General features: G+C 40.6%; 22 protein-coding genes and 2 riboswitches. Of the genes, 15 read left to right on the top strand and 7 right to left on the bottom strand.

Annotated elements, in window-relative coordinates; translation table 11 throughout:
- The first annotated feature begins 11 nt into the window (after positions 1 to 11).
- The 4 genes from UB51_RS01090 (at position 12) to UB51_RS01105 (ending at position 4216) form a co-directional block, all read left to right on the top strand.
- On the top strand, positions 12 to 1157 hold the full coding sequence (locus UB51_RS01090; RefSeq protein WP_044879811.1) for a glycoside hydrolase family 5 protein: 1146 nt from the start codon (positions 12 to 14) through the stop codon (positions 1155 to 1157).
- A 29-nt stretch (positions 1158 to 1186) separates the two neighbouring features.
- Positions 1187 to 2008, top strand: coding sequence for a metallophosphoesterase (locus UB51_RS01095; protein ID WP_082062971.1), 822 nt, complete (start codon positions 1187 to 1189; stop codon positions 2006 to 2008).
- A 251-nt stretch (positions 2009 to 2259) separates the two neighbouring features.
- The gene (locus UB51_RS01100; protein WP_044879812.1) at positions 2260 to 3135 is read left to right on the top strand and encodes a GNAT family N-acetyltransferase; all 876 of its coding nucleotides are present in this window, start codon (positions 2260 to 2262) and stop codon (positions 3133 to 3135) included.
- A gap of 79 nt (positions 3136 to 3214) precedes the next feature.
- Positions 3215 to 4216, top strand: coding sequence for a phosphotransferase enzyme family protein (locus tag UB51_RS01105; RefSeq protein WP_044875701.1), 1002 nt, complete (start codon positions 3215 to 3217; stop codon positions 4214 to 4216).
- 162 nt (positions 4217 to 4378) lie between these two features.
- Here the strand turns inward: UB51_RS01105 and UB51_RS01110 are convergent, their stop codons facing one another.
- The 4 genes from UB51_RS01110 to thiM all read right to left on the bottom strand — a co-directional run bounded on the left by UB51_RS01110 (position 4379) and on the right by thiM (position 7653).
- Entirely contained in the window at positions 4379 to 5161 is a 783-nt protein-coding gene (locus UB51_RS01110) for a hypothetical protein (protein WP_044875702.1), read from the bottom strand.
- A 143-nt stretch (positions 5162 to 5304) separates the two neighbouring features.
- Positions 5305 to 5994, bottom strand: a complete 690-nt coding sequence (gene thiE / locus UB51_RS01115) for a thiamine phosphate synthase (protein ID WP_044875703.1) — start codon at positions 5992 to 5994, stop codon at positions 5305 to 5307.
- The gene (gene thiD, locus UB51_RS01120; RefSeq protein ID WP_044875704.1) at positions 5984 to 6805 is read right to left on the bottom strand and encodes a bifunctional hydroxymethylpyrimidine kinase/phosphomethylpyrimidine kinase; all 822 of its coding nucleotides are present in this window, start codon (positions 6803 to 6805) and stop codon (positions 5984 to 5986) included. The genes thiE and thiD overlap by 11 nt, the downstream gene beginning before the upstream one ends.
- A gap of 47 nt (positions 6806 to 6852) precedes the next feature.
- On the bottom strand, positions 6853 to 7653 hold the full coding sequence (gene thiM / locus UB51_RS01125; RefSeq protein ID WP_082062974.1) for a hydroxyethylthiazole kinase: 801 nt from the start codon (positions 7651 to 7653) through the stop codon (positions 6853 to 6855).
- Positions 7654 to 7806: 153 nt separating this feature from the next.
- Positions 7807 to 7910: riboswitch (TPP riboswitch) on the bottom strand.
- 172 nt (positions 7911 to 8082) lie between these two features.
- On the opposite strand from thiM, the gene UB51_RS01130 reads away from it, so the two are divergent.
- The 3 genes from UB51_RS01130 to UB51_RS01140 are packed head-to-tail and all read left to right on the top strand — an operon-like array spanning position 8083 to position 10286.
- A complete protein-coding gene (locus tag UB51_RS01130) occupies positions 8083 to 8775 on the top strand; it encodes a methionine ABC transporter ATP-binding protein (protein ID WP_052675718.1) in 693 nt (230 codons plus the stop codon).
- A complete protein-coding gene (locus UB51_RS01135; RefSeq protein WP_044875706.1) occupies positions 8768 to 9430 on the top strand; it encodes a methionine ABC transporter permease in 663 nt (220 codons plus the stop codon). The genes UB51_RS01130 and UB51_RS01135 overlap by 8 nt, the downstream gene beginning before the upstream one ends.
- Before the next feature lie 19 nt (positions 9431 to 9449).
- Entirely contained in the window at positions 9450 to 10286 is an 837-nt protein-coding gene (locus tag UB51_RS01140) for a MetQ/NlpA family ABC transporter substrate-binding protein (RefSeq protein ID WP_044875707.1), read from the top strand.
- Positions 10287 to 10359: 73 nt separating this feature from the next.
- Here UB51_RS01140 and UB51_RS01145 read toward each other — a convergent pair whose 3' ends face one another.
- Together UB51_RS01145 and UB51_RS01150 are read right to left on the bottom strand one after the other, a co-directional pair.
- Complete coding sequence (locus tag UB51_RS01145) at positions 10360 to 11226, bottom strand: WYL domain-containing protein (RefSeq protein WP_044875708.1); 867 nt, start codon at positions 11224 to 11226, stop codon at positions 10360 to 10362.
- On the bottom strand, positions 11213 to 12529 hold the full coding sequence (locus UB51_RS01150) for a helix-turn-helix transcriptional regulator (protein WP_044875709.1): 1317 nt from the start codon (positions 12527 to 12529) through the stop codon (positions 11213 to 11215). The genes UB51_RS01145 and UB51_RS01150 overlap by 14 nt, the downstream gene beginning before the upstream one ends.
- Positions 12530 to 12725: 196 nt before the next feature.
- On the opposite strand from UB51_RS01150, the gene UB51_RS01155 reads away from it, so the two are divergent.
- On the top strand, positions 12726 to 13508 hold the full coding sequence (locus UB51_RS01155) for a nucleotidyltransferase domain-containing protein (RefSeq protein ID WP_044875710.1): 783 nt from the start codon (positions 12726 to 12728) through the stop codon (positions 13506 to 13508).
- Between the two features lie 86 nt (positions 13509 to 13594).
- Here the strand turns inward: UB51_RS01155 and UB51_RS01160 are convergent, their stop codons facing one another.
- Positions 13595 to 13831 carry a DUF6953 family protein gene (locus UB51_RS01160; RefSeq protein WP_044875711.1) on the bottom strand — a complete coding sequence of 79 codons (237 nt, stop codon included), beginning with the start codon at positions 13829 to 13831 and terminating at the stop codon, positions 13595 to 13597.
- Between the two features lie 255 nt (positions 13832 to 14086).
- On the opposite strand from UB51_RS01160, the gene UB51_RS01165 reads away from it, so the two are divergent.
- From UB51_RS01165 to UB51_RS01195, 7 genes are all read left to right on the top strand, one after another.
- A complete protein-coding gene (locus UB51_RS01165; protein ID WP_044875712.1) occupies positions 14087 to 15142 on the top strand; it encodes a FecCD family ABC transporter permease in 1056 nt (351 codons plus the stop codon).
- Positions 15143 to 16183, top strand: a complete 1041-nt coding sequence (locus UB51_RS01170; protein WP_044875713.1) for a FecCD family ABC transporter permease — start codon at positions 15143 to 15145, stop codon at positions 16181 to 16183. It begins immediately after the preceding gene.
- Positions 16184 to 16228: 45 nt separating this feature from the next.
- On the top strand, positions 16229 to 17950 hold the full coding sequence (locus UB51_RS01175; protein WP_044875714.1) for an ABC transporter ATP-binding protein: 1722 nt from the start codon (positions 16229 to 16231) through the stop codon (positions 17948 to 17950).
- A 57-nt stretch (positions 17951 to 18007) separates the two neighbouring features.
- Positions 18008 to 19039, top strand: coding sequence for an NAD(P)/FAD-dependent oxidoreductase (locus UB51_RS01180; protein ID WP_044875715.1), 1032 nt, complete (start codon positions 18008 to 18010; stop codon positions 19037 to 19039).
- A gap of 122 nt (positions 19040 to 19161) precedes the next feature.
- Positions 19162 to 19713: a glutathione peroxidase gene (locus UB51_RS01185; RefSeq protein ID WP_044875716.1), complete on the top strand. Its 552-nt coding sequence runs from the start codon at positions 19162 to 19164 to the stop codon at positions 19711 to 19713.
- Between the two features lie 268 nt (positions 19714 to 19981).
- Positions 19982 to 20139, top strand: a riboswitch (FMN riboswitch).
- A gap of 130 nt (positions 20140 to 20269) precedes the next feature.
- Complete coding sequence (locus UB51_RS01190) at positions 20270 to 21235, top strand: DMT family transporter (protein ID WP_044875717.1); 966 nt, start codon at positions 20270 to 20272, stop codon at positions 21233 to 21235.
- Between the two features lie 319 nt (positions 21236 to 21554).
- Positions 21555 to 21884, top strand: a complete 330-nt coding sequence (locus tag UB51_RS01195) for an ArsR/SmtB family transcription factor (protein WP_044875718.1) — start codon at positions 21555 to 21557, stop codon at positions 21882 to 21884.
- Positions 21885 to 21994 lie beyond the last annotated feature (110 nt).

Consider the following 21994-nt stretch of genomic DNA (forward strand, 5'->3'; position numbering starts at 1 on the left):
CTTCAGAGAAAATGAACTATTGGAATGAACAGCGAAGAGGGTCCAATTTCATGAATTCCACTTCGTTGCTGGGCAATTACCAAGCAGCTAAGGAACAGGGAATTGAGTTCATCCGGCTCGCGCCTGACAAATGGGGCAAAGAACGAGATCACTTGTTCAGCGATAAACCGGATAGCAAACCTAATGAAGATTTTCTGATAGGTAGTTCGGATCGATATGAGGGGATTGTGGAAGAAGATTTTGCAAGACTCAGAGCAGATCTGGATGCGGCTGAAGCCAAAGGGATGAAAGTCATATTGACGGTACTTAGCCTACCCGGAGATCGATGGCGGCAGTTTAACGGGGCTAAGAATGATGATCGTATATGGCAAGAGCCTGATTATCATAGTCAATCGGCCCTCTTCTGGAAGGATCTTGCCACCCGACTGAAAGATCATCCTGCTATTATTGGTTATAACCTTATTAATGAGCCACACCCGGAAACAGCAACAGGTTTTAATGACTTCTGGACTCAGGATTACACGGAGTGGTACGCCAAAGTACAGAATACAGCAGCAGATTTGAACTCGCTCTATGACGTGATGATCAAAGCGATTAGGACCGTTGATACGGAGACGCCCATTATTGTTGATTCTGGACTTTATGCAACGCCTTGGGCATTCAATTATTTGAAACCTGTGGATGATCCTAACGTTCTATACGCTTTTCATATGTATGAGCCTTATGAATTGACTAGTCAAAATAAGAAAAAAGGATTCACTTATTCTTATCCGGGTACTGTCAAGGTCGGAAATGACGAGAAGGAAATGAAGTTTGATCGCCAAGCCCTTAAACAATTCTTGGAGCCGGTCGCCAAGTGGGCAACTGTTAATCATGTACCCGCCAATCAGATTATTGCATCAGAATTCGGAACCAACCGAATGATCAAGGGAGCAGATCAGTATATGGAGGATCTGATTTCTATTTTCAATGAATACGGCTGGCACTGGTCTTTCTATGCATTTCGTGAAGATACTTGGGATGGGATGGACTATGAATTTGGTAGTGAAAAGCCGGGTTGGGAATATTGGGATGCGAGAGATAAAGGGGAACTCTTCATTCATGCCCCATCGAACAATCCAATTTGGAATGCCATCAAGAAGGGCCTTACGCAGTGATTTACAGAAGGATACGGATTACATTGTGTATGAGCGTTCTTTTAGTTTTAGGAATCGGGTTCTATGCTGTTGAGATTGAACCCAAATCTCTGTCAGTGACTCGAATCGATATTGCAAACAAGTACGTACAGAAGTCATTCGATGGCATTGAAATCGTTCAATTCTCAGATACGCACTTAGGCCCCGATTATACAGTTGATCAGCTTCAATCTTTAGTCGATCGTATGAATCTTATGAATCCGGACATGGTGGTATTTACAGGTGATCTAATGGATCATTACACACAATACGGTTCTAATAATAGAGAGTTGGCCCAAAAGGTATTAGCAAAGATAGAAGCTCCCCTCGGTAAATATGCCGTATATGGTAATCACGACAGGGGAGGGGGAGGAAGTCGGGTATACAAACGATATATGGAGGAAGCTGGGTTCATCGTACTAGTGAATGAGGTCCACTCCATTATATCGGCTACCGGTGAAAGGATGAACATAGCAGGGCTTGATGACTTCTTGTTGGGAAAACCTCAGATTCAAAGTACACTTCAATCACTGCGTCCTCAGGATTTCAATCTGCTCCTCGTCCATGAACCGGATGTGGTGGATCGATTCATGGATTATCCGGTTGACCTACAGCTCTCTGGGCATAGTCATGGCGGGCAAGTTCGTGTTCCCTTTCTAAAACCACTTATTACAACTTCGTTAGCCAATAAATATATGGAAGGGCTACACTCACTTCAAGGAAAGAGTAGGCCACTGATGCTTTATGTAAATCGAGGGATCGGAACCACCCGATTGCCTATACGTCTATTTGAAAAACCGGAGTTGACCGTTATTCGATTGTTGAAAGGATAGTAGAGTCAGGAATGCCCACTTTATGAGAAGTATTGCATAAGGTGGGCATTTTGAAATAGGAACGATCCGTAAAGATTAAGTATAATTTTATTTTACTTATGAGATTTAATCTATACGTGATACCCTTATGGGTAGTAATAATAAAAGGTGAAATTATTTTGATAGATAACGGTATCGGGAGGGGTATTTTATTGGGAAAATCAGTTCAGTTGTTGGATGGGATTGAAATTCGTCATTTTCAGCAGGATGACATGCCATTACTTGGTGAATTGTACAGCTCGGTAAACTCAAGGGAGAATGCTAGTTTTTGGTGGGTGGGCGACCCTGATAACTGGGTTAATGTGTTTTGTGCTTTTGAAAAAGGAAAAATGGTGGCTAAGGGGCAAGTGAGTATTATCAATATTGTTCCGTCTGGTCGTTCCGCTGAAAGCAAACATTCGATCTATCTTAATTTAAAGACCATCCCAGAAAGAGAATCTGATCTTAATTTATTAGAACAACTCTATCCATATCTTTTCTCGCGTGCCATGGAGTTAAAAGAGTCCTTGTCTAAGGAATACGCTACATTACTGTGTGTGGGTAACGATTCGTCGGAGATTGCCAATAGTCAATTTTTCATTCAGCGGAAGGGCTTCCGTCATAGGGAAAGTTTATTTACAATGAAACGCGATCTTACAGAGTCAATTCCAGAGTTGCAATTAAGTGAGAATCTTCAATTTACGCATTGGAAAATGGAGTCCTCTCATGAAGAAAGCGAATATTTAGAGTTGGAAGCAGAGATTTGGCCTGATACACCGCTAGGAATGGAAAGACTATCTCAATACAAACAAAATCCACTGTGGACAGCGATGGTTGTTCGCGAAGCAGATACGATTGTAGGCAGCTTAATGGCATGGCAGGAAGAAGATAAAGGGGTTATAGAAGGTGTTCTTGTACGTGACCCATGGAGAAATCGTGGCATTGCGAAATATATGCTGTCACAAGCGCTAAACTATTTAAAGGCTAATGAGCTAGATTCTGCTGAATTGATGGTATTAACTACGAATATGTCTGCGTTGTCACTGTACGGATCTGTTGAATTTAAAATGATCAAAGAGGAAATAAGATATTGTATAGAGCTTAATTAGATAAAAAGATGGATTACAAAGAAACGGTCATCTCTGAATGGTCAATTTCGATCAGACCAATCGAAAGGAAATAATTATAATGATGAAATTAAGTTTAATGCAGAAGGTCATGAATACAGTTGATGAACAATGGAGAAGTAAATTTGCTGAGGAGTTATTAAATGCTTGGGGTTATGATGAAGGTACAGTATTTTTCTATCGTTCAAGTGCAAATTCATTATTTATCTTCAAGCAAGATGGTAAGGATTATTTCCTAAGGTGTATTGATTCAACTGAAAAGGATGTACACGCTATAGAATCTGAAATCAATATTCTTGAATACCTCTGTGAAAAAGGGTTGAATGTAGTTAAACCTATAAAATCAAAAAATAATAAAATCATTGAAGTCATTGAAACGGATTTGGGAGTATACCATGCAGTGGTATTTGAAAAATTACCAGGTGAACATCTTGAAATGGATGAACTTACGGATGAGCAGTTTATGACATGGGGTGCTTCATTAGGAAAATTACATAATGCTACTAAACAATTAACGAAAGATCAGATAAACAAACGAAGTAGCTGGGAAGAGCATTTTACTTGGATCAAAGAACACTTGCCCACACATGAATTATCCGCAACCCAAGAGTTGGGGGAATTAGAAAAATGGGTGAAGGACTTACAGTTTTCTGAAGACGATATCGGTTTAATACATTATGATTTCGAACTAGATAATTTGCGGTGGAGTGATAGTTCATTTAGTATATTGGATTTCGATGATGCTGCGGTATATTGGTATGTTGCTGATATTGCCTATGCGTTAAGAGACTTATTTGATGAAGATGTGGATTTTAATAATAGTAAGTTCCAAGCATTCATAAAAGGGTATAAGCAAGAAAACACAATGAATGGATCGCTATTGGTTGAATTATCTGGATTTTTGAGAATCCATAATCTATTGTTATTTACTAAATTACTCAAAGTAGTTGATGTTCCAGAATCAGACAGCAATCCACATTGGTTGCAGGGTTTAAGACAGAAACTGATTAACATCTTAAATACATACAGAGATCGTTTTGATAGATTAGCCGAGGAAGGTTAGCAGCTCCCTGAATTCTATGATCGGACCACATGAACTGCATAGAATCAAATACAACATGATGTAAATTATCAAAAAATAGAGATCCTTGTTGCATATCTGCGATGAGGATCTCTATTTTTGGTGAGCACTCTATTGGTTTACCATTAAAGTCAACCTTCATCGTTACTTCGGTATCTTGGACTCTGCCATCATGATGACTTGCGAAATTTGCTTCTCCCAGTCGTATACCTTTTGTTGAGAGGTGTGAATGATTTGCATTTGATCATACATTAGCGTGATATCTTCAGCGGCGGTAACTGCATTTCCTTGTTTTACACTAGTTTTATAACGTTTCTCTGATGCCGAATAGATGTGTCTTGCTGCAGCAACCGTTTTATTCTCTTCTGTAATCTGTTTTTTAAATTTTTGAACAGGAGCGAGTACATCCTTAACCAACTTCACCTTGCTTGCACGCTGTCTTCTGGCGGCAGAGAGCGCTTCTTTTTTAGACTTTATATCGGTACGAGCAGCCAATACGGAAGTTAGTATCTTATTGCGCTTTAGATCGAGCAGGTCAGCTAGCTTCTTATCCTTATTCTGCTTAGCGGCAGTAGCCTGTTTGCTTAATGCCGTGAATTGCTCTAATAGAGGGGAATGCTTCCGTAGAGTCTGATCTACTTCTATTTGCATACTGTTTATCCATTTCAGGTCTATGACCTTGATCTTGGCATTTACCCATTTTAATGCATCATTATTCTTTGTACGTTGATCTTTAATATGCTGAGTTTCCGATAGTACGACTACTTTCAGTGCTGCAACATCATCGTGAACAAGATTGATGTGTTCCAATGCAGTATCCCAATGATCCGCTGCACTTACATGTGGTGCATTCACTTGTAACACAATCAATACACAGAGAATCACAATCATTCTACTCCAAGCACTTCTTCTACTTGCATCGTTCATTAATTACCTCAACCCCCATCTACAAGAATGATAGTGCATAAAAAAACACCTCTCAAGAAAGGCCATTACGCCTGTTCTTGCGAGGTGCTTCGCTCGCTAAGCTTGTATAATTTTCATTAATATACCCTATATTATGGAAGGTGTCAACTATATAGAGAACGTATGTTTTTGTTGGAGGGATTGTTTAACGAAGAAACGAAAACAGCGGCGGCTTCTTTAATAGAATTTGAACTTGCTATAGCTGATATAACGGATACGCCGTCTGCGCCAGCAGCAATGACCGAAGCAGCATTGTCTATCGAGATTCCACCAATGCCTACAAGTGGAATAGAAATCCCTTGTTGTCGTAATTCATGGAGTAATGTTGTACCCAGCACTTCTCTAGCATCGTCTTTGGAACGTGTTGGGAAGATCGGGCCGACTCCCAAATAATGTGCCCCATCTTTTATTGCTTGCTGTGCTTCCTCTAGGGTATGCGCAGAGACACCGATAATTTTGTGGGAACCAATTCTCTCACGGATGGAGCTTGCAGGTTCATCCTCTTGCCCAACATGGACACCATCTGCGTTAACGGCGATTGCGAGGTCGATATCATCATTGACGATGAAGGGGATATGATATTTTTGACATATTTGTTGAAGCTCTCTGGCGAGTGTCAACTTGGCTTTACCGACTAAGGATCCTACGCCTTTTTCACGAAACTGAAATAGAGTAATACCGCCTGCAATCGCCTCAGTTAATACCTCACGAGGATCTTTCCTACAATTGACACTACCCATAATGAAATAGACTTTCAGCAATGAACGAACAGATTCATTATGATTAGTAGACATACTCTGTACCTCTCTTTCTCCGCTGATAAGCAAAATGGTTCGTTGGACCATGCCCTGCACCGATTCCTAATGGGTCCTCTATAGCAGCTTGGATAAATTGTTTCGCTGTTTGAACAGCGTCCAGTACCGATTTCCCTTTAGCTAACTCTGCTGTAACCGCAGCTGAATAAGTACAACCTGTACCATGTGTATGTCTTGTTTCAATCCGTTGATTCTCCATATAGATGTAACTATGCCCATCATACACAAGGTCTACGACTTGATCGGTAGAAGCATCATGTCCGCCCTTCATGACGACATAATGAGAACCCATCTGAAGAATACGTTTGGCAGCCTCTTCTCGGTCACTTAAGCTGACGATGGACATCTCTGTAAGGATCTCTGCTTCTGGAATGTTGGGAGTAGTGACCAAGGCAAGTGGGAGAAGTACTTGGATGACAGATTTAATCGCTTCTTGTTGCAGTAGTGTAGATCCGCCCTTGGCCACCATCACTGGATCAACGACTAAGTTGCGCCAATGATACTGCTCAATCTTGGCTGCTACAATCCGAATAATCTCGCCACTGAATAGCATCCCTGTCTTTAATGCATCGGGTTCTAGATCTTCACCTATCGAGTCTAGTTGCATAGCAATCGTCTCGGCGGTCATGGGGAAAACACCTTGAACGCCTAACGTATTCTGTGCAGTGAGTGCAGTAATGGTTGACATGCCATATACACCTAATTCTTGAAAGGTTTTGATATCGGCTTGAATGCCTGCTCCACCACCGCTATCTGATCCTGCAATCGTCAATGCTTTATAGATATGCATCTCTTAATTCCTCCAATTGTCTTAGTGGTGAGTAGACGTACAACTTTTTAGACTTGGTGAATATGGGCTCTTTGTTGTAGAATTTTCGGTGATACGCTAGCCAATTGGTTCAATAATTCAATCTGAAAGCTTCCAGGTCCTTGATGCTCTGTCATTTCAGCAGCTATTTCAGCGGCTACGCCATAGAAAGCAAGTGCTTCGGTAACCGATTCCAACCAAGATTGTTCGCTAACTTCGCTTACAGCTAAGAATGCCCCGATAATAGAACTAAGCAAGCATCCAGCCCCTGTAACTTTAGTGAGAAGAGGATGACCATTACTTGTGATGTAAGTCGTGTGTCCATTCGTAATCACATCTTCTTTCCCCGTAATGACAACAATACATCCTAACTTTAGGGCAGCCTTTTGTGCTAGGAGTACCCTATTGCCTTCGCCAGCACCCGCATCTACCCCTTTAATGGACCATTCTTCACCCACGACATGCGCTACTTCTGCAACATTGCCCCTGAGCACAGCAAGCTTAATCTCCTGAGTGATTCTCTGAGCAATCGTTGTTCGGTAAGTTGTAGCGCCAGCTCCAACCGGATCAATAACGACTGGAACATGATTCTCATTTGCAGATTTCCCTGCGATAAGGATTGATTTCACAACACTTTCATCGAGCGTTCCAATATTAAGAACGACTGCATTCGCTAATTTAGCTACATCGGCTACTTCTTCATGAGCGTGAGCCATGAAAGGTGAGGCACCTAAAGCGAGAAGCCCATTGGCTGTGAAGTTGGTAACGACTATATTCGTAATATTGTGTATAAGCGGATTGCACTGACGAACTTTTGTTAGATATGTCATGTTTAACATCCTCCTGAATTTAAGTGGGTTATATAGGCTATGATAGCCAAATAGCAACACAATCCTTGTAAAACAATAAAGACCCAGCCATTTCCACAAGGAAATGAGTGGGCCAAAAAGTTCAGTCAAGCAATTCTATGCATTGCATGATGTGAAGATTTCGTTCCACTTCCCTCCGCTGGTATAATCCAGATCAGGTTCCAAGGGTCCGAAGCTTAAAAGCTCGTCTCAGTCGTTAGACTCCCCTAGTGAAAAAACAGGCTGTATTCAATTAGTTCTGTTAAGAATATAACACGAAATTCCCATATGTAAAGCGACATGTGGGAATAAATATCGATTCTGTATCACAATTATGCCTAAACCTGTGGTATGATTATTTTTGTCCTGACACCACATAAGTACCAGCAGTAGATAAAGGAGGAACTCTCCGTGATTTCGTTGCATCAGGTAAGTAAAACTTTCGTGAGTTCAACTAGCCACTTCCAAGCTGTCAATTCTGTGTCTCTTCAAGTAAAGGAAGGCGAGATTCATGGAATTATTGGAACAAGTGGTGCGGGTAAATCGACTCTGTTACGGATGATTAATTTATTGGAGAAGCCGGACACGGGTAGTGTTGTAGTAGGTAATGAGGATTTGACTAATATGACTGAGAAGGAGCTTCGTGAAGCTCGCAGGAATATCGGGATGATCTTTCAGGGATTTAATTTGGTGAGCAATAAGACGGTTAGCGGAAATGTCTCCATACCACTTGAATTAACTGGATTACCGAAGCGTGAACGTGTGGAACGTGTGAGTGAGTTCTTAGAATTTGTGGGCCTACAGCATAAGGCGAAGCAATATCCTTCACAATTAAGTGGAGGAGAGAAGCAGCGAGTGGCGATTGCCAGAGCACTTGCGAATCGTCCTAAAGTATTGTTATGTGATGAACCTACATCCTCTTTGGACCCAAGTACGACAGAGGGGATTTTGGATGTGCTGAAACAGCTCAACCAGAATTTCGGACTCACTATTGTTATCGTAACACATGAAATGGAGGTCGTCCGCAACATGTGTCACAACGTATCGGTTATGGAATTAGGACGTCTAGTCGAGACTAGAGTGGTGGATCAATCCCATGGTTGAATATATCATGCAGTATCAGTCTGAAATATGGAAGGCTATAGGAGAGACTTTTGCTATGGTGGGGATATCCATTGTTGCAGCTATTTTAATAGGACTTCCATTAGGTACTTTTCTATATTTGTTGCGAAAAGGTCAGCTGTACGAGAATGGGTTGCTCTATGGTATTTTGAATATCATAGTCAACGTTGTTAGGTCATTCCCATTTCTTTTACTCGTCGTTTTTTTAATTCCATTTACGCGAATTGTCGTTGGAACAGCGCTAGGTACGCTTGCGGCTTCGGTGCCGTTATCCATAATGGCGATTGCCTATTATTCGAGGTTAGTGGAGCAGTCACTTCTAGAGGTTCCAAGAGGTGTGATCGAATCAGCTTCATCAATGGGAGCATCAACCTTTCAGATTATCGTTAAATTTATGTATGTTGAGGCTCGCTCGGGACTCATGTTAGGTTTAACGACTTCTATTATCAGTTTCATCTCTTACTCAACGGTGATGGGGATAGTTGGTGGTGGTGGAATTGGCGATTTCGCTATTCGTTATGGGTACCAACGGTTTGAAACGAAGATTATGGTATTTACTATCATCATTATGATTATATTGGTGCAGGTCATTCAGTTTGCAGGTAGTTATATTGCGAGACGGCTCGATAAGAGATAATTTATGGGGGAATATAAAGATGAATAGAAAAATAATGATGATGTTAGTTGTTGTACTTATGCTAGTTGCAGCGGGTTGTGGAAATAATGAGAAGCAAGCGGAGGAAAGTAAGAATACTCCGACAACCAGTGAAGAGACTACATTGAAAGTAGCTAGCCTCATTCCGCCAATGACAGAGGTATTGGAGCTTGTTAAGCCTCTATTGAAGGAAGATGGTATTAACCTAGAGATCGTTGTTCTATCCGATAATGTACAGCCTAACAACGCTTTGGCTAATAAAGAAGTGGATGCTAACTTTTTTCAACACGTTCCTTATATGAACCAATATAACGAGGCTAATAAATCAGAATTGGTTGGGGTGCAACCTATTTACAATGCGGTGTATGGTGCTTATTCTAAAACGTATAAGAACATTGAAGATTTACCAGAAGGTGCAACGATTGCTATCGCTAACGATCCATCCAATATCGGACGTTCACTTGTTATGTTCGAGAAGAATGGACTTATTAAGTTAAAAGAAGGCGTGGGAATTAACGCGACACAAGCGGACATCACAGAGAATGTGAAAAAGTTCAAATTCAAGGAAGTCGATTTGTTGATGCTGGCACGTACACTAGATGATGTGGATCTAGTGGCTATGACTCCAGCTTATGCTAAGCCTCTTAATTTAACACCTAAGAAAGATGCGTTAATCACAGAAGGCGACGATTCTGATTTCGTAATTACTCTGGTAGCGCGTAAGGACAATGTAGACTCCGAACCTATTCAGAAGCTTGCGAAGCGTATGACAAGTCCGGAAGTGAAAAAGTTCTTCGAGGATAATTACGGGGAAATAGCAGTACCTGCTTTTAAATAACATAAATATGTAAGGGGTATAGCCACAAGGTGGCTATACCCCTTTTTTATAAATATTAGAACATAGAAAATCTCTAGTATTTCATGGGTAAACGATTACCGTCCATTGGGGATGACACATGCTGATCCTTGATGGGAGGTGAGGTGATGCGATACCTTTCAAGTGCCTTTCTCGAAGATTCTAGCATGCGTTTCTTCAAATAATCGCCTTCGATGATACGTACTCTTTTACCGAGGAAACGAATTTTGGATAGAACATACTCACGCTCATTCGCTATAAAGCTTAAGCAGATTGTATATATTTGTTCAGTTGCATCATAGATGACTTCCTTCTCGAAGCAGGAGAAGGCATACAAGATACGGGATAATTCTTGATTGTAGGTGTTGACGACCTCAAGTATGACTTGATCTTTAAGCTTATCCAAAATCTGTTGAATGTTCGTGAAGGCTTGGACAAGTACCTCAGGTGAAGTAGATTGTTCTGACACCGATACGATGTGGTCAAGTCTCGTGTTCATCAGCGAACGATGTCTAAGATGGTACCACAGTAGGTACCATTCTTTTTTGACCATGGAATATTCTAATTTATAGGGAACTCCGTTCTGCGCTGAAGTGGTGCTTCCGCCCTTCAAACGATAAGTGATGACGATACTACTCTTGTTCAGAATGAATCGGCGACAAGAACGTAGAAGGGGATGGTAGACATGCTTCTCTATACTGCGACCTTTTTCTATGAAATGTTCTTTGAAATCAAGGGTAGAGTCTTGTTCTAGAACGTTCTTCAATTTATGTAACGTACTCTCAGGAAAAGCTGCCGTTGCCGCTGGATGTTCAAGCATGGTCTTAAGCCATGCTCTCTCCTGTGAGGTGATCATGAAGGTACCGGAATCATCTAGACGAGAGATAATCTGATAGTTAAATATTTTCTCAAATAGATTCATAATACGATTGAAGCTCCTTCCATTCGGCGATCATTTCACTTCGTAGCAAAGGTGGCTCTAATATTTCACAGCTAGACCCGAAACTACGGAGCCAAGGTTTGATCTCGTTGGAGCCATTGACAACAATTTCATAGATGAAGGATTGTTCATCTTCTTCTACAATTTGTCCCCATTGCCCCTGCAACAACACACGTTCTTTAATAAAGTTTGGTTGTGATAATCCAGGATTAAAGAAGCGAACGCGAACCGTGATTGAGTGGCCTGTATCAATTAACCAACTGTATTGAATCTTCTCCTCTAATTTCTTGTACACAGCATCAAATAATTGTTCAGAGACCTGTATGTCTTCTCCAATCTGAGTCATGCCCTCTAAGCGATATTTCCTAATCCCCTGACGTGAGTCATGAGAGAGTAAGTACCACCTTCCATATTGATGGTCGTATACTACCTTCAGGGGGAGCGTTAACTCTTCACGTCCCTTTGTCTCGCGTTCGAAGATCGGGTTGGTATTTTTGGAAGCATAACTTTTCTCAGACTTAGGGGAGAAGTATAGAAACTTTATTTTACGATGGTTGTGGATCGCATCCAAAAGTATAAATAGATGAGCCTCATCCAAAATACGTGAATAGTAGTGGTACTTATATAAAAAAGGTTGTATAGCCTGCTTCTCGGTATGGAGTTGTGCCACGTTCTTCTTCAAGCTATCACGGAGTAAATAACCTTGTACGGAGGGAACCTGTGTATTAGCCATCACATCGACAAAATCGAATAGATCGATCAGTTCATCCTCAGACAGTGCCTGAATCAGATCATTCTGAATTCGATATCTATGGGGGCGTATGCCAGATTCTCTTACAATCACGCCAACCTCTTCTAAATATTTGAGGTCTTTACGTATTGTTTTCTCATCCGGTTGAGCAGAGTCGGCGGATAAGCTACCACAACATAGATCTAAAAGTTCCATAGCCGTTAATGCGTTGTGATTGTGTAAGGCAGCTAAGAGCATAGAGATTCTTTGGCTCTCAGACTCCTTGAGGGACTTCGCACGAAATAGAAATAAGAGCATAGGATCGGCAGAATCATAGTAATCTAAACGAATGGCTTCCGCTAGTTCTAAGCTTTGTTCATTAGGGAGCTGTTGAGACATACTATGGTTGATTTCTTTTAATTTACGGATTGTTTTATCAAAAGTATGGACAGAAATACCGAGACGATCCGCGAATTGTTGGCGACTATAAGCCCCACTTGTTAGGACAAGCATACGTAGAAATTGAATCTCTTTATCAAAGCTTTCCTTAGCCATGTCAACCTCCGATTGTAATGCAGATGAATAATATCTTCTCATTGTAACAGGGCTGCCGTCGTAAGTACCCAAAATTATTATTTATCGCCATACTTTTGCCATGTTCGTTTACGCTTGAATAAGCGATGATAAGTGCAGAAGAAGATAAGGTACTAGAAAAGTATAGATGCGATGAAGTTAAATGGAGGAGATGAATATGCCGATTATGAAGCAACATATTATGCAACAATTGAGAAAGATAGAAGAGGAAGAATCCGTTAAGATCATATATGCTTGTGAGTCTGGGAGCCGGGCATGGGGATTTCCATCAAAGGATAGCGATTACGATGTTCGTTTCATATATGTGCGCCCCGTAGAATGGTACTTATCTATTTTTGATAAAAGAGATGTTATTGAACAGCCCATTAGCAATATGCTGGATATTAATGGTTGGGATCTCAAGAAGGCACTTTATCTGCTTAAAAAATCGAACCCGCCCTTGCTGGAGTGGCTACAGTCTCCGATTCTGTACTTGGAAACGACTTCGATCGCTGAGCAGATTCGCGAGATGTGTTACTTTATTTATTCCTCACGAACCAGTATGCAACATTATCTCCATATGGCGAAAGGGAATTATAGAGATTATCTTCAAGGGGAACAGGTCAAAATCAAAAAATACTTTTACGTGCTGCGTCCGATTCTAGGATGTCAATGGATCGAACATCATCATACCATGCCACCGATGGAATTTGATCGATTAGTTGATGAATGTATTCCCAAGAATAGTGAACTGAGTGCAGCCATTGAGAATCTCCTTGTGCGCAAAAAGGCAGGAGATGAAATGGATTATGAACCAAGAATAGAAGTTCTTAATGAATTTCTGGAAGAACGTATAGCCTACTATGAAGCATTGGCACCTAGAATGCTTACCGCAAAAAGTGAACATAAAGAACAATTGGATGCCTTATTCCGGTCTGCACTACAAGAGGTCTGGATGTAAATAGAATGACGATATACTAATAAAGCCGATCCGTAGGAATGAACCCCACAGATCGGCTTTAATATGGTTATCTCATGAAGGTCATGTTAAGTCCAATACCAGAAGAAACCTTCCCGATCCCATGCTGCTTTACCTCCATGTAACTTTTTAAATGCCTTTTTGGCATCTTTAGAAATGGATGGGTTCCCATTCTCGTTAACATAAATAAATGCTTCACCGAAGTTAGCTAGAATATGAGAAACGGCTTCAGTCTGATCTAACCTCCCAGAAGACTTTACTTCATTAAGCATCCATTCAGCCACTTGATCTGCTGAGTATTCCATGTGTATCTCTCCTTATATCTAAATATAGAAAATAATGCTTTGATGTAAGGAACATTATACATCTCGATTTGAACAATAACAAAGCATCTTCTTTATATCTCCAATAGACCAATGGATTAGAGGCATTGTTGTCATCCAACATTTTGTACAAGAAAAAAGTGACATTTGTCCATTGCCAAATCTTGATATTATATATAATATAGATAAGTATGCGAATGATAATCAATATCATTGGATTTAGAAAGGGAGAAATAAATGCAATACTCAATAAAAGCAGGCGAAGAAGTAGAGAAACCATCAGCTGTAAAATATCCATCTCGTCCATGGGCGGCAACGTTAATATTAGTTGGTGGAATGATTGCGCTAGTATTTGGGATAGGTCTGTGTATCTCGTTAGGAGCAGCGGATATTAAATTGTCAGTCGTGTGGGATGCTATTTTCCACTTTAATCCTGAATTAACGCAGCATCAAATTATACAGGATTTACGTTTTCCACGTGTTCTTGGCGGAGCCATGGTAGGTGCCTGTTTTGCAGTAGCAGGTGCAATTATGCAAGGAATGACACGAAATCCATTAGCTGATTCCGGGCTTCTTGGATTAAACTCAGGAGCAGGATTTGCGCTTGCGCTCTGTTTTGCTTTTGCGCCAGGTCTACCCTTTTTGTATTTAATTATGTTTTCATTTCTCGGGGCAGCACTTGGAGCAGGGCTTGTCTATGGCGTAGGATCATTCTCTAGAACAGGTTTGAGTCCAATTCGTCTTGTTCTTGCAGGAGCAGCGGTTAGTGCTTTATTGTCTGCGTTAAGTGAAGGTATTCAGTTATATTTCCGTATTGGACAAGATTTGGCTTTTTGGTATGCCGGCGGAGTAGCTGGAACGACTTGGTTACAGCTCAAAATTATGTTTCCTTGGGTTGGAGGGGCAATTATAGGTGCGATTATGCTATCTCCCTCCATTACACTCCTTAGCCTCGGGGACGATATTGCAGCAGGACTTGGTCAACGAACCAAATTAGTCAAATTACTTGGAGCGATAATCGTTCTAATATTAGCAGGTTCGGCTGTATCGGTTGTCGGTGTGGTTGGTTTTGTAGGACTGATTATCCCTCACTTGACACGTATGCTTGTAGGTGTTGATTATCGCTGGATTATACCTTGTTCAGCTGTGTTGGGGAGTCTGCTTGTAATGTTAGCAGATTTAACAGCACGTATTATTAATCCACCCTATGAGACACCTATTGGAGCGTTAATTGCTCTGATTGGCGTACCGTTCTTCCTTTATCTTGCACGTAAAGAAAGGAGAGCATTATAAATGTCATCTATTGAATCGCAAACATTATCAGCAGATCGCCGAAAGAAAGTTCGTGATATAACAGTCATCTCGATATTTAGTGCACTCATTATTATTGCGTTTATGATCAGTATGAATACAGGGTTCATCAGGCTTTCACCGATGGAATTGTTACGTACTTTATTTGGATATGGTACAGATAAACAAGAACTTATTCTATTTGAATTTAGACTTCCACGGATTGTTATTTCTGTCCTTGTCGGAGCAGGACTTGCTGTCTCAGGTTGTATTTTACAAGGAATTTCACGTAATGCACTGGCTGATCCTGGTATTCTGGGGATTAACGCAGGAGCAGGGCTAGTAGTCATGCTGTTTATTTCCTTTTATCCAACAACGACTGCTGCACCCACTTTCTTATTGCCAGTTCTAGCTTTGCTTGGTGCAGGGTTGACAGCCATGTTAATATACACACTTTCCTATAAGCGTCATGAAGGAATATCTCCTTCACGGTTGTTATTAACTGGAATAGCAGTGGCTGCTGGAATTAGTGCAGTTACCATTGTACTTACTCTAAATCTAAGACCTGATCAATATCAGACCGTGGCTACTTGGATGGCAGGTAGTATCTGGGGATCGACTTGGAAGTTTGTTCTGGCTTTGCTACCGTGGATCGTCATATTAATCCCTTACGTTATGTCAAAAGCTCGCGTACTTAATGTCTTGAGTCTGGGGGATCAAATGGCTCAGGGCCTTGGAACGAGAGTCGAAAAAGAACGTTTATTGCTACTAGCCGCTGCAGTGGGTCTTGCCGGTTCTTGTGTATCCGTTAGTGGGGGTATAGGTTTTGTCGGTCTGATTGCTCCTCATTTAGGGAGAAGACTTGTTGGACCTCGGCATCAGGCACTACTTCCTGCATCAGCTTTAATTGGTGGTTTTCTTGTTATTGTAGCCGATACTCTGGGTCGTTGGGTTATACGTCCGTCTGAGGTTCCAGCGGGGATTGTCGTTGCAGTCATTGGTGCACCTTACTTTCTCTACTTACTCTCACGGACAAAGGGCTAGCCTATTTCAACCTTTTTTTTAAAATATATAGAAAGTAGGTGCAACGTGCTACGTCGGTTTTTTTCATACTATCGGCCTTATAGAGGGCTTTTCATATTAGATTTCGGTTGTGCAATTTTTGCAGCTATTCTTGAATTAGTCTTCCCCCTTGCTGTAAATAGGGTATTAGATGATTATCTTCCGGGCGGGGACTGGAGCGTCATTATATGGGCGTGTGTCGTCTTGTTAGCTATTTATGTAGTGAGTTCTGTACTGCATTATGTGGTTTCCTATTGGGGCCATATGTTAGGCATAAACATTGAAACAGATATGAGAAAAAAGTTGTTTGATCATGTTCAGAAGCTTTCTTTTCGATTTTTTGATAATACGAAGACAGGGCATCTTGTATCCAGAATGACGAATGATTTGATGGATATTGGAGAGATTGCTCACCATGGTCCTGAGGATTTATTCATTGCTGTAATGACGTTGGTGGGTGCGTTCTCTTTAATGTTATCTATCAATTGGCAGCTGGCAGTGCTTACTTTCGTGATTGTTCCCTTACTTATTTATTTATCTATTTATTTCAGTAAAAAAATGACACGTGCCTTTAACCGTATGTTTGCGGATATTGCTGACTTTAATGCTCGTGTTGAGAACAACGTAAGTGGTATTCGTGTCGTTCAAGCATTCTCGAATGAGACTCATGAGAAAAGTCGCTTTGCTGTCAATAACGAGCGTTTCCGTCAGACGAAGTCGATTGCTTATCGCATTATGGCTTTGAATTCATCACTAAGTTACATACTTATGCGCTCCGTTTCTTTATTTGTTCTCGGTTGTGGTACTTGGTTTGTCATAGAAGGACATATGACACATGGTGAATTTATTGCTTTTGTATTGTTATCCAATGTGTTCTTAGATCCTATTCGAATGATTAACCAAGTTATTGAGATGTATCCCAAAGGAATTGCAGGCTTCAGACGATACAACGATTTACTTGAAACAGAGCCGGATGTGGCTGATCGTTCCGATGCAGTCTATGTTGATCATCTGAAAGGTGACATTCAATTTAAAAATGTGACCTTTGGTTATGAGAACAAAGAAGATGTATTGAGAGATATTAGCTTAAACATTCAAGCTGGGGAAACCGTAGCATTTGTTGGACCCTCGGGAGCGGGTAAGACCACGATATGTAGTTTGTTACCGCGCTTTTACGATGTCAAATCTGGAAGTATCATAGTGGATGGTATGGATATAAGGCAGATGAAGCTCGAATCATTGCGTAAGCAAATTGGGATTGTGCAGCAAGATGTGTTCTTATTCGATGGAACCATTCGAGAGAACATTGCTTATGGTAAGCTCGACGCAACGGAGGCAGAGATTTGGACTGCAGCGAAACGTGCACAATTGGAGGAAATTATTCTGTCACAGAATGAAGGGCTGGATACGCTAATTGGTGAGCGCGGCGTGAAATTATCCGGTGGACAGAAGCAGCGGCTTTCGATTGCACGAATGTTCCTTAAGAATCCTCCTATTCTTATTCTCGATGAAGCCACTTCAGCGCTGGATACGGAGACAGAAGCAGCTATTCAAGAATCCCTTGCTGAACTATCAGAGGGTCGCACTACATTAGTCATCGCACATCGCCTAGCAACGATCAAGAATGCCAATCGCATTGTTGTCGTTACAGAAGAGGGCATTACCGAACAAGGAAATCATACAGAATTGCTAGCGGCTGGTGGTATGTATAGTAGATTACATCGTGCTCAATTCAATTTTGATATATGACGGAAAGGTTCATGAAAATACGTTTGTAAATCGATAAATCATATTGGAGGAATTGTCATGACTGAAGGATTAGAACTGTTTGATGTTACTATTATCGGTGGAGGCCCCGCAGGAATGTACACTGCCTTCTATAGCGGTATGCGTGATCTAAAGACAAAATTGATTGAGTACGGACCTGAGCTGGGAGGACGTATTCTTATATATCCTGAGAAAATCATCTGGGACGTTGGGGGGGTTACTCCCATTATGGGAGAGAAGCTAATCTCACAGCTGGATGAGCAAGCAAGAACGTTTGATCCAACCGTATGCTTAAACCAGCAGATTACGAAACTCGATAAGTTAGCTGATGGAAATTTTCTATTGACTGCCGCAACGGGGGAGAAGCACTTGACTCGAACGGTTATTCTGACCGTTGGATATGGTATCTTGACCATGCAAAAGTTAGATATCGAGGGTGCGGATCGTTATGAAGTAACCAATCTACACTACACCGTACAAGAGCTAGAAGGTTTCCGTGGGAAGCATGTCCTTATCTCAGGAGGCGGTAATTCAGCAGTTGACTGGGCGAATGAATTGGAACCGATTGCTGCAAGTGTCACCGTTGTACATCGTCGGGATCGATTCGGGGGGCATGAATTTAACGTGCTTAAGATGAAGCAGTCCTCTGTAGACGTACGGACACCCTACGCATTGACTCAGTTACATGGAAATGGAACATCAATTGATCAGGTGTCAGTCACGCACATGGAGACTGAGGAAGTTATCCGATTTGATGTTGATCATGTCATCATCAATCATGGTATGAGGTGTGATTATGGTCCGATACTCGATTGGGGACTAAATATTCAAGATGATTTACTTGTGGTAAACGACAAGATGGAGACAAACATACCTGGGATATTTGCTGCAGGTGATTTTGTAAGTCATCCTAGCAAAGTACGGCTGATTGCAGGGACTTTCGTCGATGGAGCACTAGCTTTGAACAGTGCTAAATTATATATGGATCCCGAAGCCTCTAAGGTGGCGTATGTATCTTCTCATAATGAGCGCTTTGTTGAGAAGAATAAGAAGATTGAAGCAACTCTGTAGTCGATTCATCTCATGGTTTGAGGTTTAATTTATCTAATCGAAATCATGACTTTAATCATGATTTCGATTAGAATAAACATAGTAACAATAAACTATTACATATGAATAAGAGGAAAACTAAGATGAGTATTTATGATTTTAATTTTCAAGCTGTGGGAATGAATGGTCAAGTTAGTTCATTAGAAGCCTTTAAAGGAAAGGTTGTATTGATTGTAAATACGGCCAGTAAATGTGGATTTACTTATCAGTATGAAGATTTACAAAAATTATATGATCGCTATAAAGACAAAGGATTTGTGGTATTAGGGTTTCCTTCCAACCATTTTGATGATCAAGAACCTGGTAACAATGAAGAAATTAAAACTTTTTGTAAGTTGAATTACGGGGTAACGTTTCCTATGTTTGAAAAGTTGAATGTGAGAGATGAGCATGCTCATCCATTGTTTAACTATTTGACAGCGGTTAAGCCGTTTAAAGGATTTAATCCTTTTCATCCTGTATCTAAGCTATTAACTTCAGTCATCAATGAGAAAGTGCCAGAGTATATGCATGGCGATTCTATTAAATGGAATTTCACTAAATTCTTATTAGATAGAAATGGTAACGTGATTCATCGTTTTGAAGCCATGACAGATACCATTGATATGGAGCAGGATATTGAGAGCTTATTATAAGAATGAATGAGACTTAGTACAAGTATTAAGTCTTTTTATTGTTATAACTGGAAGATATGAAGTTAAGGTTTTGATAAAACAAAGATTTCTTCATTGGATTTAATCTTCGACAAGTTTTGTAGTTTTATTGTATAATGAATGCAAATCAATGAATTTGCTTAAAATACGTCATTTTATAAAGTGAATGTGACTATTGTAACAGAGTAAGATAAGATAACGTAGTATTATTAGCTTAGAATTGAAACATCACATTTTAAACATTATGAATATGGATCTTCGGGGTAGGTGAAATTCCTAACCGGCGGTGAAAGTCCTTCTATCTTTGAATGAACTTAAGCCCGCGACTCGCCATTTTGAATAAGAAATGGTGACTGACTTGGTGAGATTCCAAGGCCGACGGTAAAGTCCGGATGGGAGAAGATCAAGAGATTGGCATGTTGTGGAATTTAAATTCCCTACAAGCTTATTTGATCAGCCCCCGCTTCTATCGATTAGTGTCGATGAAACGGGGGCTTTCCGCATAAGAACCCCATATTCAGGCTAAGGGGATAGGGATATGGATAACGAAAGTGTAAATGTACAAAAGAAGCTATCATTACCAAAAGAAAAGGGGAGCAGTAGTGGCTTCTGGTTAGTTGTATTGGGGGCTGCGCTCTGGGGTGTTGATCCTTTATTTAGGATTATATTGTTGAAGTCACTTACTTCAACGCAAATTGTATTACTTGAGCATATTATTATTGTGCTATTTGTTGCTCCAATATTGTGGAGACAGCGCAGTGAACTCCGGGGACTTGGAATGAAGCATGTTGCTGCATTACTCTTTTTATCATGGGGTGGTTCAGCGTTTGCAACGATATTGTTCACGAAGGGATTGGTTGATGGTAATATCAATGCTGTATTGTTACTTCAGAAATTACAGCCATTGTTTGCCATTATCTTGGCTAGAATGTTATTGAAAGAGAGATTGCCACGACACTTTTCCGTTTTGTTCATTTTAGCTCTTGTGGGAACGTATTTACTGACGTTTGGTTTTAAAGTGCCATTTGGTCATTGGAATGAATTTGTTCAAGTGGGTAGTTTATTCTCACTTGGTGCAGCAGCTCTATGGGGTGGTTCAACGGTTATGGGACGTTTAATGGTTGGACAAATGAAATACGAGACGGTGACTTCATTACGCTTCATATTGGCTTTACCTCTGTTATTTGCTATTACATGGAGTGAAGGAGCAGCTTGGAATTTACCTACGGGAACCTTAGCTATTGCGGGAGTATCGCTCAATTTATTGGGTCAAGCCTTGTTGCCCGGATTACTTAGTTTACTCGTATATTATAAGGGACTAACAACGACCAAGGCTTCGGTAGCTACATTTGCGGAATTAAGCTTCCCTATGGTCGGTGTCCTGATTAACTGGATTGTATTTCAAGAGATTATTACGAGTGCTCAAATTTTAGGATTCGTTCTTATATGGGGCGCATTATTCGTTATCTCTAGACAGAGCCAATCGGTAAAAGCGGGATTGTAGACGCTCTGTTAAAGAGAATAGACTTAGAAAGTTAAGTTACGTTAGGTTCTAATTGAATAAGTGAACGGCAATTGAACAATAGTTCAATTGCCGTTTTTTTGTCTTGTACATGTCGTGTTTAATCAAAATCTATTGAGACGACGTCTAAGTGTAGGCGCCGTATTTTTTTGAAAATAGTTATAGAGGTGGGTCTGGTTCGTGTATCGAAGTACTGGAAGGGTGTATTATTATGTTCATGGCAAAATCATATATGCTATGATAATGTAGTGTTTACATCATGAATAATATAAGTTACTAAGGCGACTAAGGAGCAATGAATATGAATCAAGATATACAACAATTTAAAGCTGATTTCTTCAAAGCCTTAGCGCATCCCATGAGAATTCGAATCCTTGAAGTCCTATGTGAAGGGGATAAGAATGTTAATGAGCTACAAATTATTTTAGGGTCTGAAGGTTCTGCTGTATCTCAGCAATTGGCTGTATTAAGAAATAGAAATGTCGTATACGGATTGAAGGATGGCACCTCTGTTATTTATTCTTTACGAGATCCACTAATTAAAGATTTGTTGACGGTTGCTAAGCAAATTTTTGATAATCACCTTGTTGATGCTATCTCACTACTAGAAGGTATACGGAAAGAGACATAAATCTTCGGACGGGGAGATCCTTAAGTAACGCTAGGGGTCGCCTTTTTTGGTGATTTTTGTGTTTGACATGATCAACTGATAGGCGTATTGTTTTCTATATATTCAAATAA

Source organism: Paenibacillus sp. IHBB 10380 (assembly GCF_000949425.1).
GTDB lineage: Bacteria > Bacillota > Bacilli > Paenibacillales > Paenibacillaceae > Paenibacillus_AQ.